Annotated in this window: 22 protein-coding genes; 8 read left to right on the top strand and 14 right to left on the bottom strand. The window is 55.2% G+C overall.

Going from position 1 to position 17,611, the window contains the following annotated elements; translation table 11 throughout:
• Positions 1-228: 228 nt before the first annotated feature.
• From AC3WMT_RS15470 to AC3WMT_RS15460, 3 genes are all read right to left on the bottom strand, one after another.
• On the bottom strand, positions 229-1,623 hold the full coding sequence (locus AC3WMT_RS15470; RefSeq protein ID WP_103305105.1) for an undecaprenyl-phosphate glucose phosphotransferase: 1,395 nt from the start codon (positions 1,621-1,623) through the stop codon (positions 229-231).
• 391 nt (positions 1,624-2,014) lie between these two features.
• Positions 2,015-2,674 carry a winged helix-turn-helix domain-containing protein gene (locus AC3WMT_RS15465; RefSeq protein ID WP_103305106.1) on the bottom strand — a complete coding sequence of 220 codons (660 nt, stop codon included), beginning with the start codon at positions 2,672-2,674 and terminating at the stop codon, positions 2,015-2,017.
• Positions 2,675-2,945: 271 nt separating this feature from the next.
• A complete protein-coding gene (locus AC3WMT_RS15460; RefSeq protein WP_103305107.1) occupies positions 2,946-3,686 on the bottom strand; it encodes a winged helix-turn-helix domain-containing protein in 741 nt (246 codons plus the stop codon).
• Positions 3,687-4,186: 500 nt separating this feature from the next.
• On the opposite strand from AC3WMT_RS15460, the gene AC3WMT_RS15455 reads away from it, so the two are divergent.
• Positions 4,187-5,020 (top strand): undecaprenyl-diphosphate phosphatase, encoded by an 834-nt coding sequence (locus AC3WMT_RS15455; protein ID WP_103305108.1) that lies wholly within the window; start codon positions 4,187-4,189, stop codon positions 5,018-5,020.
• Here AC3WMT_RS15455 and AC3WMT_RS15450 read toward each other — a convergent pair whose 3' ends face one another.
• On the bottom strand, positions 5,021-5,203 hold the full coding sequence (locus AC3WMT_RS15450) for a DUF2388 domain-containing protein (protein WP_256583557.1): 183 nt from the start codon (positions 5,201-5,203) through the stop codon (positions 5,021-5,023). It lies immediately after the preceding gene.
• Positions 5,204-5,476: 273 nt separating this feature from the next.
• The gene (dusA, locus tag AC3WMT_RS15445; protein ID WP_103305110.1) at positions 5,477-6,487 is read right to left on the bottom strand and encodes a tRNA dihydrouridine(20/20a) synthase DusA; all 1,011 of its coding nucleotides are present in this window, start codon (positions 6,485-6,487) and stop codon (positions 5,477-5,479) included.
• A gap of 102 nt (positions 6,488-6,589) precedes the next feature.
• Here dusA and AC3WMT_RS15440 point away from each other — a divergent pair, with 102 nt between their 5' ends.
• Entirely contained in the window at positions 6,590-7,714 is a 1,125-nt protein-coding gene (locus AC3WMT_RS15440; RefSeq protein ID WP_177431426.1) for a site-specific integrase, read from the top strand.
• 1 nt (position 7,715) lies between these two features.
• On the opposite strand, the gene AC3WMT_RS15435 is transcribed toward AC3WMT_RS15440, so the two are convergent.
• The 9 genes from AC3WMT_RS15435 to AC3WMT_RS15395 form a co-directional block, all read right to left on the bottom strand.
• The gene (locus AC3WMT_RS15435) at positions 7,716-7,991 is read right to left on the bottom strand and encodes a pyocin activator PrtN family protein (protein ID WP_103305111.1); all 276 of its coding nucleotides are present in this window, start codon (positions 7,989-7,991) and stop codon (positions 7,716-7,718) included.
• On the bottom strand, positions 7,988-9,169 hold the full coding sequence (locus AC3WMT_RS15430) for a hypothetical protein (protein ID WP_177431422.1): 1,182 nt from the start codon (positions 9,167-9,169) through the stop codon (positions 7,988-7,990). Before AC3WMT_RS15430 ends, AC3WMT_RS15435 begins: the two co-directional genes overlap by 4 nt.
• Positions 9,166-9,708, bottom strand: a complete 543-nt coding sequence (locus AC3WMT_RS15425) for a phosphohydrolase (protein WP_103305112.1) — start codon at positions 9,706-9,708, stop codon at positions 9,166-9,168. Before AC3WMT_RS15425 ends, AC3WMT_RS15430 begins: the two co-directional genes overlap by 4 nt.
• Positions 9,705-10,244, bottom strand: coding sequence for a hypothetical protein (locus tag AC3WMT_RS15420; RefSeq protein ID WP_371919318.1), 540 nt, complete (start codon positions 10,242-10,244; stop codon positions 9,705-9,707). The genes AC3WMT_RS15425 and AC3WMT_RS15420 overlap by 4 nt, the downstream gene beginning before the upstream one ends.
• Positions 10,245-10,299: 55 nt before the next feature.
• Positions 10,300-10,617, bottom strand: a complete 318-nt coding sequence (locus tag AC3WMT_RS15415) for a pyocin activator PrtN family protein (protein WP_103305113.1) — start codon at positions 10,615-10,617, stop codon at positions 10,300-10,302.
• Positions 10,618-10,775: 158 nt separating this feature from the next.
• Entirely contained in the window at positions 10,776-11,057 is a 282-nt protein-coding gene (locus AC3WMT_RS15410) for a phage antirepressor KilAC domain-containing protein (RefSeq protein ID WP_100847388.1), read from the bottom strand.
• Positions 11,058-11,067: 10 nt separating this feature from the next.
• A complete protein-coding gene (locus AC3WMT_RS15405) occupies positions 11,068-11,658 on the bottom strand; it encodes a hypothetical protein (protein ID WP_103305114.1) in 591 nt (196 codons plus the stop codon).
• On the bottom strand, positions 11,655-11,831 hold the full coding sequence (locus AC3WMT_RS15400) for a hypothetical protein (RefSeq protein WP_177431423.1): 177 nt from the start codon (positions 11,829-11,831) through the stop codon (positions 11,655-11,657). The genes AC3WMT_RS15405 and AC3WMT_RS15400 overlap by 4 nt, the downstream gene beginning before the upstream one ends.
• An 84-nt stretch (positions 11,832-11,915) precedes the next feature.
• On the bottom strand, positions 11,916-12,641 hold the full coding sequence (locus AC3WMT_RS15395; RefSeq protein ID WP_103305128.1) for an XRE family transcriptional regulator: 726 nt from the start codon (positions 12,639-12,641) through the stop codon (positions 11,916-11,918).
• A gap of 100 nt (positions 12,642-12,741) precedes the next feature.
• Here AC3WMT_RS15395 and AC3WMT_RS15390 point away from each other — a divergent pair, with 100 nt between their 5' ends.
• The 6 genes from AC3WMT_RS15390 (at position 12,742) to AC3WMT_RS15365 (ending at position 17,467) form a co-directional block, all read left to right on the top strand.
• The gene (locus AC3WMT_RS15390; protein WP_080750752.1) at positions 12,742-12,966 is read left to right on the top strand and encodes a helix-turn-helix transcriptional regulator; all 225 of its coding nucleotides are present in this window, start codon (positions 12,742-12,744) and stop codon (positions 12,964-12,966) included.
• A 327-nt stretch (positions 12,967-13,293) separates the two neighbouring features.
• Positions 13,294-13,812 carry a phage regulatory CII family protein gene (locus tag AC3WMT_RS15385; RefSeq protein WP_038362352.1) on the top strand — a complete coding sequence of 173 codons (519 nt, stop codon included), beginning with the start codon at positions 13,294-13,296 and terminating at the stop codon, positions 13,810-13,812.
• On the top strand, positions 13,805-14,035 hold the full coding sequence (locus AC3WMT_RS15380) for a TraR/DksA family transcriptional regulator (RefSeq protein ID WP_103305115.1): 231 nt from the start codon (positions 13,805-13,807) through the stop codon (positions 14,033-14,035). The genes AC3WMT_RS15385 and AC3WMT_RS15380 overlap by 8 nt, the downstream gene beginning before the upstream one ends.
• A complete protein-coding gene (locus AC3WMT_RS15375; RefSeq protein ID WP_103305116.1) occupies positions 14,025-16,244 on the top strand; it encodes a VapE domain-containing protein in 2,220 nt (739 codons plus the stop codon). The genes AC3WMT_RS15380 and AC3WMT_RS15375 overlap by 11 nt, the downstream gene beginning before the upstream one ends.
• Positions 16,237-16,596, top strand: coding sequence for a PA0613 family protein (locus AC3WMT_RS15370; protein ID WP_038362361.1), 360 nt, complete (start codon positions 16,237-16,239; stop codon positions 16,594-16,596). The genes AC3WMT_RS15375 and AC3WMT_RS15370 overlap by 8 nt, the downstream gene beginning before the upstream one ends.
• 526 nt (positions 16,597-17,122) lie before the next feature.
• On the top strand, positions 17,123-17,467 hold the full coding sequence (locus AC3WMT_RS15365; protein ID WP_038362364.1) for a phage holin family protein: 345 nt from the start codon (positions 17,123-17,125) through the stop codon (positions 17,465-17,467).
• The last annotated feature ends 144 nt before the right edge of the window (positions 17,468-17,611 follow it).

The raw sequence follows: 17,611 nt of genomic DNA, 5'->3' as shown, positions 1-17,611 counted from the left end.
CCCGCTCCCACAGTGGTGTTGTGTCGAATCCAAAATCATGGCCAAGACACGATCCCCGTAGGAGTGAGCCTGCTCGCGATAGCGCCCGACAAGTCGCCATCTGCATGCCTGACACACCGCCATCGCGAGCAGGCTCACTCCTACATGGCGTACTGAGAACCCCAAATCCGGGGCACAAAAAAGGGGACTTTCGTCCCCTTGCGGTCTTGACTTGCGCAGCGCTGAATCTCAGTAGATATCCTTCGACAGCAGCGTAAACGGTGTCTTCACCAGGATCTTCAGGTCGAGCCACAACGACCAGTTGTTGATGTACTGCAGGTCGATCTCGACACGCTTCTGCATCTTGTCGAGGGTGTCGGTCTCACCCCGGCAGCCGCTGATTTGCGCCAGCCCGGTAATGCCCGGTTTAATCCGGTGACGCGCCATGTAGGCGAGGATTTTTCCCGAGTAGAAATGGTTGTGCGCGACAGCGTGTGGACGCGGGCCAACCAGTGCCATATGCCCCTGCAGCACGTTGAACAGTTGCGGCAACTCGTCCAGCGATGTGCGGCGGATAAAGCGTCCGACGGCGGTGATGCGCGAGTCGTTGCGGCTGGCCTGTTTGACATCGCGGTCATCGTGAACACGCATCGAGCGGAACTTCCAGACCTTGATCACCTTGCCGTTCCAGCCATGGCGATCCTGCTTGAAGAACACCGGGCCAGGCGAGTTCAGTTTTACCGCCAGAGCAATGATCAGCAGCACCGGGCTCAGCAGAAGGATGGCCAGCAGCGCCACGCTTTTTTCCGCCAGGCTTTTGCTTAGTGCAGCGGTCGGTCGGCTGGTCAGCGGGCTCTCGTTCAAGTAGATCGCCGGCAGACCGTCCACGACTTTCACCGAGTGATTGAGCAGGGTCAGACTGTTCAGGTCCGGCACCCAGACAACATCCACGTTGGCACCCAGCAAGTCGACATACATGGCTTCGATTTTCGCCGCTTCCGACAGCGGCAGGGTGATGTACAAGCGGCGGATGTCGTGGGCCTTGATCAGCTCCAGCAACTGTTCCTGAGCGCCGACAACGCGTGGAGCATCAGAATCCAGAGTGGGCAGGCTACCGTTGCTGACCAATCCCACCAGCGGCAGGTTTTCGATCTGGCTGAGCTTTTTCGCCAGGCCCAATGCCAGTTCACCTGTCCCCACAATCAGGGTCTTGTGCTCGCTTTTGCGTGAACGCTGATAGAACTTCGAGAACGCATGCAGCGGCGCGTACAGCAACGCCTGACCAAGGAAGCCATAAACCGCCCAGCTCAAGATCACCTGCCGGGAAAACAGCTCATCGGCCTTGCAGACAAATGCGATGAACGCCAGCGCCGCCATGGTCATCGACCAACCCATGAACAGCCGACCCAGTCCAGTCAGGTAGTTGTCGCGTTTGCGATAAACGCCACTGAACGTATAGGCCGGTACTGAGGCCAGTACCGCTAGCGTTGCGCACATTCGGTAATAGAACGCGACGGTTCCGGTGTGCTGTTCGGCCAGTACAAACAGCAGAGCAACAATAAATCCCTGCGCCAGCGCCCATTGGCCCCAAAAGGTCAGTCCCTTGAGGCCCGTGCTTCGATTGATACTGAGAGAAAGATCCATACGATATCCCCAAAAGACGTCCATTCAGGTTTCAACAGTTGAAAGCCGAGTTGTTAGTCAGATTTATTGTTTTTGTTTTAACGAGTGTTCTGAGGTAACAACGTCGATATGCCGAACTGTCGTCAGTCAATAGACTAAGTTATTGTCGGAGAATGGTGTCTGACGAGTTCTAACAAGATGGCACATTGCCAACTTTTTAATAATTAAATATTGGCTTGTTAGAAAAGGTCGTAGAGAAGGAGGTGAATAAGTGATGTTGTATTTGTTACTGTTGAAAGGGTGGAGGCAGGGAGTGTCAATCTATCAAGGGAGGTGAGTTCAAACAGAGTGCTCTTGTTGTTTTTGTAATCGCACTGTTATCTGTTTGTTTTGTTCGCGGTGGTCGCAGTGTTTACGCGACGATGTCCTGAATGAGGCAATAACCGCGGTTTCTTACGGCACGAAATAGCCGCTCACCATTACTGGCGCTTTTGAATTTGTCTTGCAGGCGACTCAGGCACATTTCCAGACCGCGATACTGTTCGGGCTCTCGGCCAATGCTGAGGATCAAGTCATCTCGACTGACAACGCGCTCTTCATGATGGAGCATTTTCCTGACCAATGCGGTTTCCAGTCCGGTAAGACTGATCTGCACATCTTCCTTGACCAGTGCGCCTTGATCATTGTCCAGGTGCCAGGTTTCGGTGCCAGGTGTATCGCCTGTTATAGCTTGAGGCAAGTTGCTGGTTTCCCCGGTCATTGCCGGAACGCTTTGAAATGGATTCGTCGATTGTGCTGCGCGCCATTCGGACTCGAGCGTGGCCAGTATTCGCTGGGTGTCGTGTTCAATGGTGCGGGCGACGTTCTTTCGGGTGCCGCTTGGGTAAGTGAACTCCATCAGCATCGGAGTGGAAGAGGGTGAAGTAGCACCTTCAATAAACATTTGCGCCTGAGACGTGCCAAACGAATTGAAACGCTCGCTGGACAGAATGCTCTCAAGTTCACGCTGCGACGTTGTACTGTGAGTCACGACGACAAAATATTTTCTGGGGAGGGTTGTACTAGTTTCCATGTCTCTCTCCTTAACTGCGTACCAAAAATTGGCTAAAAGGTCATTCGGCAGGCGAGCAATGACTTCCTTGGAAGTAATCGACAGGCAGGGTCTGGGCCCGAAAATGGCCCTCGATAAGTTCCACTCGATCTGCTGCTATGTTGTTGAGTTTATTGTTATGGTGTCGCGCTCATTCAAGTGCTTTGTTATAGGTAGATATGAAGTACAACGAGAGCTATATGGTTGCATCAGACGATCCTTCGTTCGTATGCAAAAGGGTGGCTGCCCTTGATCAGGCAGTCGATATCAGGCCCCGCATCAGGCGATAGCCATAGCCGCGGATACTCTGAATCGCGTTTGTACCATACATGTCCTTGATTTTTCCACGCAAGCGGCTGATCGATTTCTCCAGCGCCCTCGGGTCGTAGAAATTGGTATTGAGCCCCATGATGGTGGCGATTTCATCATGGCTGAGAATGTGATTACTGGTTTGCGCAAACGCTTCGAGAATCTTCATTTCGGCAAACGAGATGTCGAGTTTCTGGCTGGTGCCCAACAGGCAAATGCGCGTGGGATCAAGCGTCAGACTGATATCGCGCTGCCATTCTTCACTGCTGAAGAACTCGCCCAGCAACTCGGCACTGTCGTCGGATAAGGTATTGAACTTGATACAGAAGTCCGCCCCGGCAAGATAATATTTGATCTTGTTGAAGGCGCCCCGGCCAGTAATGACCGTGCAGATAATCGGTTTCAAGTTGTCGGTGCGCAGGTTCTCCACCAGCGCGAGATTATCTTCGAGGGCCTGTGGGCTGTCGATGACAATGAAGATGGCGCGATACGAACCAGAGCGTTCATTCTGCTTATATGAACTAGTGAACGAATCGACTTCAAGTGCCATATCGGTTCGCACGTGCTTGGCGAGTAGCGACCTGAAATGTTCAGCCACGCCACGGGTACGGCCCAGAGTGAGAACACCTGGTTCGTCATTTGTCGGGCGCGGACTACTAGTCGCCAAGTTCCCTGAGAGCATCATGCATTGACTCGAATTAGGTGCTGACATCTGGATGTTAAAGCACCGGTTCTCATCTGTGACTGACAATTGGTAACATTTAAGCGGATTTTAGACGTGGCTCCCGAGTTTTCTAACAATAATTAAGCAATTCAAGCTTTTAGTTGATTTTTTCGGGAGTGTGAACTAGTCGTTAGATGGTGGCAATATGAAATTGTGCCACTATTTTGAACTCAATGCGACAGCTATATTTGTGTCCATTGGCCACTGTCTGGCCATCCCGCATAGTGTGAGCCAGATCACACTTTATTGTCTAGATGAACTTTTTACTACTAAGTGCCTAAATTTTTTCACATTAGTTCGTAGGCGGACGTTTATTAACATGGCTTGAGTGTGTCTTTTGATAAGACGTAATCTCCTCGGCCAATAAGAACAAAAGCTCGCAGCCTTTGTATTTTTTCAGATACTCAATCCCTGAGTGTTATAAACCAGTCGCCCGCCAAGAGCGCTCTGACGGAGGATTAATGGATTTCTGGACGCTTTTCCAGGTGTTGATTTTAGGCGCGGTTGAAGGCCTCACCGAATTCTTGCCGATCTCCAGTACCGGTCACCAGATCATCGTCGCCGACCTCCTGGAGTTCGGCGGCGAACGCGCCATGGCGTTCAATATCATTATTCAACTGGGTGCCATTCTTGCCGTCGTCTGGGAGTTCCGGCCAAAGATCTGCGAAATCGTCAAAGGCCTGCCGACTCAGCGCAATGCTCAGCGTTTCACCCTCAACTTGTTGATCGCTTTTCTCCCAGCAGTGGTATTGGGCGTGTTATTCGCTGACGTGATTCATCACTACTTGTTCAACCCGATCACCGTAGCCGTCGCACTCGTCGTCGGCGGCATCATCATGTTGTGGGCCGAACAGCGTAACCATGTGATCAGCGTCGAGCATGTCGACGACATGCGCTGGTCTGACGCGTTGAAGGTCGGTTTCGTACAATGCCTGGCGATGATTCCCGGAACCTCGCGCTCCGGCTCGACCATCATCGGCGGCCTGCTGTTCGGCCTCTCGCGCAAAGCCGCCACCGAGTTCTCGTTCTTCCTGGCCATGCCGACGATGGTTGGTGCGGCGGTCTACTCCGGCTACAAGTACCGAGACCTGTTCCAGCAAAGCGACCTGCCGGTCTTCGCCTTGGGTTTTGTCACCGCATTCATCTTCGCCATGATCGCCGTGCGCGGTTTGCTCAAGTTCATCGCCAATCACAGCTACGCCGCGTTCGCCTGGTACCGGATCGCGTTTGGCTTGCTGATACTGGCGACGTGGGCTTTCGGCTGGGTGAACTGGACCGCCGCAGCGGCAAGCTGATCACTGAGTGCTGATCAGTGCCGCGACGGCGAGGTCATTCAATTCCGAGTCGGGCAAATCCTGACGAAATTGCTGCAAGGCCGAGGTGAAATACGCGGCCTGCAGCATGCCGTCGCTGGCGAGGAAATACCGCGCCGCTTCGATTTCCTCTACCGAATACACACGTTTTTTCAGTCCGGACATGTCCGACATCCCATCGACCGTGATCATCGTCGTCGTGAAAACCAGAAAGCCGGACATCTGGGTTGATTCAAAAGGGCCATCTTCCCCATCACCGCACCCTTTCAAAAAATCGCAACTGGCGCAGGCGGTGGCAGGGACGGTAAGGAGTAAAGCGAGGAGGGTGAATCGCTTGAATAAAACACAGCTAAACGCGGGCATAAACAAAAGACATCCTGTCGGTACAACAAAACCGCGAGCAACGCTCATTCGTTGCCCGCACATTCAACGCGTCGATCAACGACCCGCCAACAACTCCGCCGCCTGATCCAGCAACGCCAACGGATCCTTGGCCTTGTGAATATCCACCGACAACAACTGCCGAAACTTGCGCGCCCCTGGAAACCCGGTGCCCAAGCCCAACACATGCCGCGTGATGTGATGCATCGACCCACCCGCCAGCAAATGCTCGGCAATATAAGGCCGCAACTGCGCCAACGCCTCAGCCCGACTGATCACCGGCGCCGAACTGCCAAACAACTGCTGATCCACCTCCGCCAGCAAATACGGATTGTGATAAGCCTCACGCCCCAACATCACACCGTCGAACGTCTGCAAATGCTCATGGCAAGCCTCCATCGTCTTGATCCCGCCATTGAGCACAATCTCCAACTCCGGAAAATCCGCCTTCAGCTGCGCCGCCACGTCATAACGCAATGGCGGAATGTCGCGATTCTCCTTCGGCGACAACCCCTCCAGAATCGCAATTCGCGCATGCACGGTAAAACTGGTACACCCGGCATCACGAACTGTGCCGACGAAATCACACAACTCCTCGTAACTGTCACGTCCGTTGATTCCGATGCGGTGCTTCACTGTTACCGGAATCGACACCGCATCGCGCATCGCTTTCACACAATCCGCCACCAGTTGCGGGTGACCCATCAGGCACGCGCCGATCATGTTGTTTTGCACCCGATCGCTTGGGCAGCCGACGTTTAGGTTCACCTCGTCGTAACCGTGTTCCTGGGCCATGCGGGCACAGGCGGCCAGATCCAGCGGAACGCTACCGCCCAACTGCAGCGCGAGAGGGTGCTCGGCTTCGTTGTGACGGAGGAAGCGTTCGTGATCGCCGTTGAGCAGCGCACCGGTGGTGACCATTTCGGTGTAGAGCAGGGCGTTCTTCGATAGGAGGCGTAGGAAGAAACGGCAATGGCGGTCAGTCCAATCCATCATAGGCGCAACGGAAAACCGCCGAGATAGCGCAGGGCTTGAGTTTACTGGGCTGAAGTGGGTATTTGGTACCATTTGGCTCAACGTATTTATAGCGTGTTTTTAGGCGTTTTCAGGCGTTTTTTCGATGCCGCTGGTACAATGTACCAATCACTTTCGGAATTGTACCAGTCGATTATGGCAACGATCAGAGCACGAAAACGCACCGATGGCTCAGTCAGTTACACGGCACAGATACGCCTGTTTCGCGATGGAGTGCAAGTCTACCAAGAGAGCCAGACCTTCGCCCGGAAACAGGCGGCACAAGCGTGGGTGCGGCGACGTGAGGCAGAGCTAGATCAGCCTGGTGCGATTGAGCGGGCGAACCGCAAGGGCGTCACCGTTCAGGACATGATCAAGCAGTACCTGGATGAAATGGAGAAAGTCCGGCCGTTGGGTAAAACCAAGGAAGCCACTCTAAATGCTATCGCGGCGACGGAGTTTGGCCAGACCGTTGATTCGGCTATCAACAGTCAACGATTGGTGGATTTTGCACTCTGGCGAATGAGTAAAGAGGGCGGCGGCGTCCAGCCGCAGACGGCTGGCAACGATTTGGCGCACCTTGGGGCTGTCCTTTCGATTGCGCGTCCCGCTTGGGGGTATGAGGTAGACGCTCACGCGATGCCGGACGCTCGGAAGGTGTTGAGGAAGCTCGGCTACAACATGAAGAGCCGGGAGCGCGATCGTCGTCCAACGAAGGACGAGCTGGATAAACTTTTGGAGCACTTCGTCAGCATGCAGCAGCGTCGGCCTAGTTCGATCAACATGCTGAAGGTGATTGGCTTCGCGATTTTTTCCACGCGTCGGCAGGATGAGATAAGCCGAATTCAGTGGGAGGACGTCGATGAGTCGAATCAGCGGGTGCTGGTGAGAGATATGAAAAACCCCGGGCAGAAAATTGGCAATGATGTTTGGTGCCACCTACCCGAAGAAGCCTGGAGAATTCTGCAGAGCATGCCAAAAGAGCGTGGGGAAATTTTCCCGTACAACTCTTCGTCGATCTCCACGGCCTGGGCGAAGGCGTGCAAGTTTCTAGAGATCGAAGATCTTCACTTCCACGATCTGCGACACGACGGAGTGAGTCGGTTGTTTGAGATAGATTGGGATATTCCGCGGGTGGCCAGTGTGTCTGGGCATCGTGATTGGAATTCATTGCGTCGATATACCCATCTGCGCGGGCGAGGTGACCACTATGCCGAGTGGCCGTGGTTAAAGAGGATAATTCAGGCGCCCGTGAAGCTGGGCGCCTGGGGTAAGCAGTGATTTAACTGGCTCGGCGGTACCCGTTGAGCTGGTTGCACTCTTTCACCGCAGCTTCCCGTTGCAGATCAAGGTAGGCTGCCAGATCAGCGATGTGGATGCCTTTAGCGCTTTTCTGACTCGACTCCAGCCGTGTGATCGGGATTTTGATCTGTCCTGCCATAACCTTGCGCTGGAACATATCGGTCGTCAGGTGCGTGAAGTAATCCTTGCAGACCTGCTCAAGTGGGATAATGGCCCGGCCATTGTATTGGGCCATTAGAATGAAGGAAGTATTCATTCAATCTCCTCGTGAATAGCCACTTTTCTTCTGCTGGCCGCAGATAGATTTGGTATTAATGCTGGTGCGGGCCTTACAGTAAAACATGTTCCACCCACCTCGACTGTTTGAACACCCCTAAGAAATCCAGTTATGTCGATATCAATGCCATTCTTTAAACGACGTTGATGAGCCGCTACCAGGTGTAGTATCGGTCGTTTTCGTCCTGTCTCGGTTAGTGGAACTGATCTCGCGTACAGCAAGGATTTAATTTGCTCGGGCATTGAGCCCAGGCGGGCGAGGCAGTTGGATTCGCGGGCCTCTATAGTCCAGCAATGTCGGCTATCGGCTATGAATTGCAGAGCGATTGAAGCCCTAGCTTCACGATCTTTGAGCTCCTTTTCGGGAGTGGTGAAATAATGATTACTTTTGTATCGATCAGATAGCTCAAAGCGTTGATCACAGGCAACCACTTTGCCTTCTTTCGTTATGCAAAAGAATGATCGCTCACCTTCTACAAATTCATTTTCCGATGCGGCAATTATAATTTCATACAACTGTCCACCTGACCGTCTATACCAAGTCTTGGGTAAGTTGGTGACTTTCCGAATATATGTGGCTTGAAAGAAACCGCCATATTCATCGGACCGGGCTTGATGAGTTCTCGTAAACCCAATGCATCCAATCGAAGGCATAGGGTCATTGATGACATCAAACTCCCAATCTCCAACGCACGTCGTATTGGGCGCGATGATGACTCTGTCGTTGCTCGGAATATACGGCCCGATCCGTCTGATAAGGTTCAATCGCTCATTAGTAAGCGTGTTAGGACCCGCTCCTTTACTTTTTTTGATTCTGGTCTCAAAACAGGTAATTAAGGCAGCGGCGACACAGTCTTCAAAAGAATCAGTTGTCCATAAATCTTGGGTGTCTGTCGCCTGATATCCATCGTTTCCAGAAAGGTGCGTATACCCCACTGCAGGCTGCGCGGGCGGGCGATCCTGAGCGATTAGCGTTGCAATGGGTGTGGCTGCCTCGCGCAGCTTTTCGTGGGGTATAAGTACCTCTGCAGTGGCGCTGGAAGAAGCAATAATGCCTGCTGCTGCGCAGCAGAGACTGTTGTTTACAGGCGTGTCGATCCCACTGTCATCGCGAAGCAAAGCGGCCTGCATTTGCGTGTTGTCCTGTGAGTGCGTCATGCCGCTTTCCTCCGATGTTCGATAGCAAGTTGATCCATCAGGCGCTGGTGGTAAGTGTTGCGCGCCTCTGCGGCAGACCACGGACGGATGGTTTCAACCATGGGTTCAATGCCGACCAAGCAATCCCAGATAGCCGGTTCGGTTGGCATGAGGTCGCGACGTTCGGTGGCCAGTGCTATCAGGTCGGCCTGATGGATGCAGGTCGGGAGTTCTGGGGCGATGTCGAACCGCTCGCAAACGCGCCACCAAATGCAGTCCTCGAAGTGTTGGTAGGCACTAATCCACTGCTTGAGTGGCCGTGTCATATCGCCCAAGTACGCCTCGGGAGCGTCATGGAGCAAGGCCACAAGTTTGTGTTCTTCTGGCACCAGGTCGGCGACGATGCAGCTGTGCTGAGCCACGCTGTAAAACTTGCGGGTGTGGCCGTTGAAGCGGCACAAATGAGCCAGCGAGTGTGCAATATCTCGTGGATCGATCATTTCGGCGCCCGGCTCAAGCAAATCAAAGCGCTTGCCGGTATGGGTGAGGATCCAGCTCATGCTGCACCTCTCGATTGCGCAGCGGTCGCAATAGCCTGGTGTTCTTGTTGGAAAAAAACGGCAGCGTTCTCCGCATCGTCCGTGCTGAGAGCAATACGAAGAGGAACCACCTCAACCTTTGCAAGGCCTGTTAATTCGGCGGGTTTCAGTAAATCGGCCATGGCGAGCGCTTGGTCGATCAGGGCGCGGGTTTCGCGTTCGAGTTTTTTCCCCGTGCGGAAGGCGGCGAACGTATCGGCGGCAATGCGGAGCTTTTCGGCGATTTCGAGCAGCGTCTGGCGTTCGGGATTGCCGAGCGTCAACGCTTGCTGAAGGCGTTTGCTGAATTGCGCCAAGTGGGCGTGGTCAGCCTTGATGAATTTGAGGGAGGCACATAACTCGCTAATGGTCTTGGCGCTTTCGGCGCGCAGGATGTCGTCGCTTTGTTTCATGCCAGCGGACATGCCGTCGGTACGGCCCATGATGTAGCCGGCCCAGACTAATAGTCCGGCCAGAATGATTAGGGCGATGAGTGCGCAGATTTGAATTGCAGTCATTTGGTTTGCTCCTGGTTCAGTGTCGGACTGGTGGTGGCAGTCCTTGAGATAAGGCTTACTCGGTTGGCTCGTCTTGCTGGCTCTGCATGTCTTCGTCGGCCTGGTAGGCGCGGATATCGATGAGCGATGCAACGTGTCGAATGTGGGCGTACTTGGGCGCTTTCCGACTCGGGTCCAGTGTGGTGATCGGAAGCTGGATCCGACCGCTATTGATTTCAATCACAAACTTTTGCTCGTTGAGGTTGCGGAAATACTTTTCGCGCACGGCCTCCAGCGGAATCAGCACATCGCCGAAGGTGCGGTACAGCAGCTCGATGGTCGTGGATTCAGGAGCGGGGCGTAGCCGCAGTGGGGCTTGGGCTGCATTACTCATGGCTTTGTGTGGCCTCCTTGCGTTTGCTTCTTGCTGGATGGTTCCAGGCGTTCAGGCAATGGCGTTTGGTCAACTCCCGCAGATTCTCGGGCACCTCAAGGAGCGCGGCATTGCGCTCCTCTCGTGTCCGCATTGCGATGATCTGTCGGGCGTATTCCCTAGGCCACGTCACGGCGGTCTGCCGGAATTTCAGGTAGGTCGATGCCGAGTTTTTCAGCCAGCCAACGAATGCCGGCTTGCTTGACCCGCGTCGACTGGCTGTATTGCAAGCCGTACTTTTCGTCATACCAGGTGCCGTCCTTGACCCGCAGATACTCTTTGTCCCGTTTTGGGTAAGCCGGCAGGTTGCCCTTAAGCAGGTCTTTTTCCCGCATGAGTGCAATCAGCTTTGGACGTGTGAGGCCTAGTTGCGAGGCTGCTTGGGCGAGGGTGCGTTCCATGTCGTCCACCTCATGCCGCATGTGCGGCAGGTGTTGCTGCGGCCGCGAGATGGTTGATGGACTCGATAACCATCAGGTAAATCTCGGCATCGGTGTCGCTCACGGTGAAGCATCGGGTGTTGGGGCTTTTGTTCCCGATGCTCAGGATGATGGTCGCCCCTCGGCGCGTGTGTGTGCGGTGAATGGCAACGTGCAGGGGGAGATCAAACCCCATGTCGAGGCTCAGCACGCCGCCGGTGCGCACCAGCTCAAGCACGCGCTGCTTGTCTTGGGTTTCAAAGCGGCCGTATACGCGGCTGGAATGCGGGAGATGAACCGGATCGCTGCTATTGCTCGGATCGAACGGTCCGTTAGCGATCTCTTCAATGAAGTCGGCCAGCTTAAGGTGAGTTTTCTTGTCGCTTGGAAGGGTCAGCGTGTGACGCTCAGTCCCCAGCTCGACACTGAATGCGGTCTCAGTTGCGCCCCGTTCTACTTTGAGGCGGAACGCAAGGCACTCGCGCGTGGGAGCGGTTCGTAGGACATGATTGAAGGTTTCGGTAAGGTTGACCTGAGCTTTGAGCAACTGCAGGGTGCGGTTGTCGATTCGGTATTTGCTCATGCCGCGTGCCCTCCGCCATTTGGATCAAATGAAGAGGCTTGGGGCTTCGCAATAAGCTTCGGTTTGTTGTTGTGAATGATGATAAAGCAGCCGGTGATGGACTGCAGCTGCTCGATCATCTTTTTATTACTGACGCACGCCGGGTGGACGTGGAGGGTTGCACTGGTTTGCATAGGTGATGCCTCGCTCTGTGGTGTGAGAGTGAGGCAAATATCACGCAGTGTGTTTTTTAAGTCAACACGGTATGTGATTATTTTTCACGGCGCGTGCAAAAACCGAGATGACTTTAGGATGCCGCCGACCAGGTGGATCTCAATTACGTCGGCCGCGGCGATATGAATTGGTGGGTGTTCGGCATTCACGCTATCCAAGCGGTACATCCCATCTCTCAGGTAAATGAACTCCTTGATCATCGTTCGGCCTTCTGTGGTTCTTACCACGACCTCATCGCCGCTGAAGTAGTTCTTGTTGGGTTCGATCAGCACGTACTCACCATTTTTGATCCTGGGAAGCATGCTGTCGCCGGTAACCTTCAATCCGTAGGCATCTGGGTCATCGCTGTGGATACTTAAGTAACCATCGCCGTGGCCTGGAGGAAAATCAAGCGCTTCAAAATATCCTTCATTGCCCAGCTGTGCGGTTCCAACCACCGGAACACTCCCTGTTTTCGCTTGTCCTGCCGATGTCAATCCTTCGCTCTGGCTGCTCTTGAGTCGAGGAGGATATCTGATGTCGTAAATGTTGCCGTGCGCATCACCAGATAGGTGAGGTAACGGCCCCTCGACATCTTTGACCAACTGTGTGAGCGACGTTTTTAGGGCAGTAGCAATTTTCCCTAGATCCTGAAGGTTGGGCTGGCGTTGGTCCTTCTCATAGTTACCTATGCGAGATTGTGATTCCCAGCCACAGGCAAGGGCCAGATCTTTCTGGCTCATACCCTTGGCTTTTCTAAGTGATTTGATGCGTGAGCCGAGTGTGTTCATTTGCATTTTTTACCACGCATTGAAATAAATTTATCGCACTTTGCGTGTTGTAAAAATCACGAATCGTGTTTATTCTGCGCTTCAGTTATAGGAGGTCGTTATGAACAGGATTGCTGACCATCGAGAAAGGGCGGGTATAAAGCAGCGGGATTTGGTTTCGACTCTTGGATGGACGCAGACACGGCTTAGCAATTATGAGTCCGGACGGCGTATAGCTGGACTTGCAGAATCTCGTGCAATTACGGCTGCGTTGAATCAGCTCGGAGTCAAATGCTCGCTTGATGATGTCTTTCCGCCAGAGATAGATTTCAAAAAAGTAGCTTAGAAAAAAGGCGACCCAAGGGTCGCCCAGTTCCTCCCGACACGCACCACCACAGCGCTGTCGGGCCGCGATTGGGATTGGCGGGCAAACCAAATGCAAAACCGCCCATTCCTCTCGCGTTTTCCAGAGCTCGGAAGCTTTGGTGTTGCTGCCTTTTCCACCACAGAGCTGGCAGCTTTTGCGCCAGGGGTGAACAACGGATTGTTCGCCCCGGCACGGTGCCGGTGTTGGTCATAGGGACCTCGCCGGCGTTTGGGCCTATCAAGCCACACGACAAATGTATCACTACTGCCTGTCGTGCGGCACTGGCAACATTCAAGGATTAATGCCATGAGCCGAATCGCTCTGAGTTCTGTAGATCGAGCCCAGCGGGAAGTCCTGCCGCTAGATCTTGCGCTTTATCACGCTGCACGCGACTACCCAGGCGGCGCCGCTGCTATCGCAGCCACCACTGGCCGCAACGCCACGACGTTGCAGCACAAGCTTTCCCCAACCCATCCAAGCCACACCGTGAACATCCAAGAGTTTGGCGAGATCCTGGAACTGACTAAGGATCGCCGCATTCTGGATGCGGTGCATGCGCTGGTCGGCGACACGACTTGGCAGGAACTGGCTGAGGCCTACACCAACGACATGCCCGAGACATTGACGACCGGCATCGCGGAGTATTTCCGGCAAGTGGCGGATCTGGCCGAGACCTGGGCTAAGAGCATCGGTGACGGCGTCGTCACCGACCAAGAACTGGCGGCGATTCGTCTGCAGGTATTCCGTGGGATTCAGGGTCTGCTCGGATTGTTCAACCGCGCCACCTACGTCAACCAGACGACGCGAGGTGCTGACCATGGCTGACATCGCAGACTTCGCTAATGATCTGGTTCTAGAGCGTGTCGACCAAGCGCTCGCAGCACGTCGAGTCGCCGCCAAACCTGCCTTGGCGGCGCACTCGTTTCAGTTCTGCGAAGAGTGCGATGAGCCAATTCCGGAAGCGCGCCGTGTGGCGCAGCCTGGCTGCACGCATTGTGTGGATTGTCTTTCCCTCGTGGAATTGAAGGGCGCTCGTCATGCTCGATGAAGTATTGGCGCAGTTCGCGGACTACGGTCTTTTACCAGCGCAGCCGCTGGTGTTCGGTAAGCTCACTCGGTGCAAGACAGCGCAGGATAAGGGCACAGAGAAAAACGGCTGGTATGTCGCCCATGAACATCGCACCGAGAAAGGCGAGACGCTTATTTTCGGCTCATTCGGCGATTGGCGTTCGGGCGAAACGCAGAAGATCAAGGTTAAGGCCGGTCGGATGTCTCCCGAAGAACGCGAGGTTATGCGCGCCCGTCAGGAGGAGGGCAAACGTCGTGCTGCTGAGGTGGCAGCCAATTCGGCGCGCCGGGCGGCGAAGCGTGCGGGCGGCTTATTCCAGCGCATGCCGGAGAAGGGTCGCAGCGAGTATCTGGACCGCAAGCAGATTGTCGGTTTCCGGGTTCGCTACGCGCCGCGCTCAGGTGCAGTCTTGGTTCCCATGAGCAATGCGCGGGACGAAATCGTCGGGCTTCAGGTGATTTACCCGAGCAAACAGGAAGATACCGGTCGGGACAAGTCCTACTGGCCCTACGGGATGTCGAAAGAGGGTGCTTTCCACCTTATCGGGCCGGATGCTGAGCCAGGTGATCCAGTGCTGGTATGTGAGGGCTACGCCACCGGCGCCAGCCTGCACATGGCGACTTCGCTGACCGTGGCGGTGGCATTCGACGCGGGTAACCTGCTGGCCGTGTGTAAGGCCATGCGCGAGCGGTTTGCCGGTTGCCCTCTGATCATTTGCAGGGACGATGACTGGAAGACCACGAAGCCAAACGGCGACGCCTGGAACCCAGGTGAAGAGAAGGCCAATAACGCGGCACTGATCGTCGGTGGCCAAGTGGTTGCGCCGATCTTCTCCAGTGAGCGGGAAGTGAAGTGGACCGACTTCAACGATCTGCATGTCGCCGAGGGTTTGGAGGCGGTGCGCCGTCAGGTATTGGCTGTGGTCAAGCCACCGGCAGCAGGTGGTTGGAAAGATCTACTAGCTCGCAGCGATAGCGGCGCTCTGATCGCACACATGCAGAACGTTGAATTGATACTGGCCAATGATCCACGTTGGGCTGGGGTCATCAGCTACAGCGCCTTCAGTTCGAAGCTCGTCAAGCTACGTGCGGCGCCTTATGGCGGCGGCACGGGAGACTGGGCGGATATCGATGACGTGCGGGTGATGAAGTGGCTCGCGCAGCAATACAACCTTCGGGTCAAGGCGTCCCATGTGATCGAGGCGGTCAGTGTGGTCGCACATGATCATGCGTTTCATCCGGTGCGGCAGTACCTGCGCAAGCTCGAATGGGATCGCGTGCCTCGTCTGGAAAGCTGGCTCACCGATGTCATGGGTGTGAAGGCCACCGACTACTCGTCCAAGGTTGGCAAGCGCTGGATGTTGTCGGCCGTGGCGCGAGTGATGAAGCCTGGCTGCAAGGCTGACTCGGTGATGATCCTTGAGGGTGCGCAGGGCGCAGGTAAGTCGACGGCGATGAGCATTCTCGGCGGCGAGTGGTTCATGGATACGCCGTTCGCGCTGGGCGACAAGGACGGCTTTCAGGCGATCAGGGGCAAGTGGATTGTCGAGCTGGGCGAGCTGGACAGCTTCAACAAGGCCGAGAGTACCAAGGCCAAGCAGTTTTTCTCGGCGTCCACGGACACTTATCGCGAGAGCTACGGCCGTCGCACCATGGACGTGCCGCGCCAGTGCGTTTTCGTGGGTACGACGAACCAGGACGAATACCTCAAGGACGCGACCGGTAATCGCCGTTATTGGCCGGTGGCATGTACCAAAGTGGATCTGGAGTTGTTGCGCTCGATCCGCGACCAGCTTTGGGCCGAGGCGGTTTTCTGCTACGACGCGGGCGACCTCTGGTGGGTAACGCTGGATGAGGCGGCATTGTTCGCGGAGGAGCAGGACGAGCGCTTCGTAGTGGACGAATGGGAAACACCAATCTTGACCTGGTTGGAAGAGTCGCAGATTGGTGAGACCACGACCGGCAGCGAGGTGCTGACTCAGGCTCTCAAGCTCGACCCGGGACATTGGGGTAAGCCGGAGCAAATGCGTGTCGGTGCAATCCTGCATCGGTTGGGCTGGAGACGTTTCCGGCTCGGTGCAATGACCAAGAGTCGGCAGCGGTTGTGGGGCTACAAAAAGCCAGCGGACTGGGGGAAGGCGCCTGCCTTGGAATTAGAAGCTTCAGAGGAGCCTTGTTTCGGTGATTAAGGAGATCGATTCGCTGCTTCGGTTGTGGGCGCAGGAGCTGCACTCCGAACATTCGAAAGGGGGGCTTGCTGGGGGGAACATGGTTGCCATGATGATGGAGAGCAATGGGCAACTGATTCGTGGACGGCGGGCCTTTCGTGCGCCGCTGGAGAGTTCTCTCGACATCGAGCTGATCGTGAACAAGCATCTTCCGCCTGAGCTGGTGACGGTTGTGCGGGAGCATTACTGCACGCTCGACGTTGATATGCGCTTGCGGTACGCGCACTGCGGTTGTGGCCGTGACACGTACTACCAGCGCCTGCATGAGGCACACCTGCAGATCTTTGGCGTAATGATGGGGATGGCTGCGTGACCCCAGGCTTTCGTCCGGCTGTTGCTGTCCCACCGGCCCGCCTTGTCCCACTATGTTTAGACGTAGTGGGACAGGTGCGGGCCTTGTCTTTGCAGGGCTGTCCCACCGTCCCACCTTGCAACGTCACCCGCCCGCATATGCGTAGCAGACACAATGCACGCGCGCTTCACGCGCAAGCGTGTTTATAAATTTCTCTCTTTACACGAGAAAATAGATAAATAAGTAGGACGGTGGGGCAAAGCCCCGAATCTAGGCGCTCTCAGGCGTCCCACCTCAATTCTAAAAGGTGGGACAGATGGGACGCCGCCGAAACAACAGAATGCCGTGGTGAGTTATTCGCTTACATTCGCTAGACGTTCACACCACATTGACCACTTATTCACCGGGTGGCATTAAACCGGGGTTGCTGCCACCGGAATCGACCTGTAAAAAGTAGTCATCTTCGATAGGTGCGACCGCAGAGAGCGGCACGCACCAACCACCAAACCCGGCCATTGCGCCGGGTTTTTGCGTTTAGGGGTTGGCGATGACAAGCGAGCAACAAGCACTGGCAGAAATGCCAATCTGGTTAGTGATCGTCCTGGCTCTGGTCGGTGGCGTATCGGGAGAGATGTGGCGGGCCGACAAGGACGGGGCGCGTGGCTGGGCATTGTTGCGCAGGCTGGCACTTCGGTCCGGCGCCTGCATTGTGTGCGGGGTGTCGGCGATGATGCTGATGATCGCCGCCGGCATGACAATCTGGACGGCGGGCGCCTTGGGTTGCCTGACTGCGATGGCAGGTGCAGATGTGGCCATCGGGTTGTACGAACGCTGGGCTGCCAAGCGGCTTGGCGTGTGCGATGTCCCGCCGAATGGCGGTGGGCCAGCCTGAAACCGCCGGGGACCCTGGGGTTATTCGGAGGGTACGGGGTCGGAAACCCGCGGGATTGCGTTAGCGGGCGGTTCACCAGCTTAGTGAACTGAGGTGAACTGAGGGTGAACAGGTGAACTCGCGGGGTGAACTGGAGAAATTAAC

This window comes from Pseudomonas sp. FW305-7, assembly GCF_058786735.1.
The sequence above is the reverse complement of the archived record's forward strand: the minus strand, read 5'-3'. Positions and strand labels throughout refer to the sequence as shown.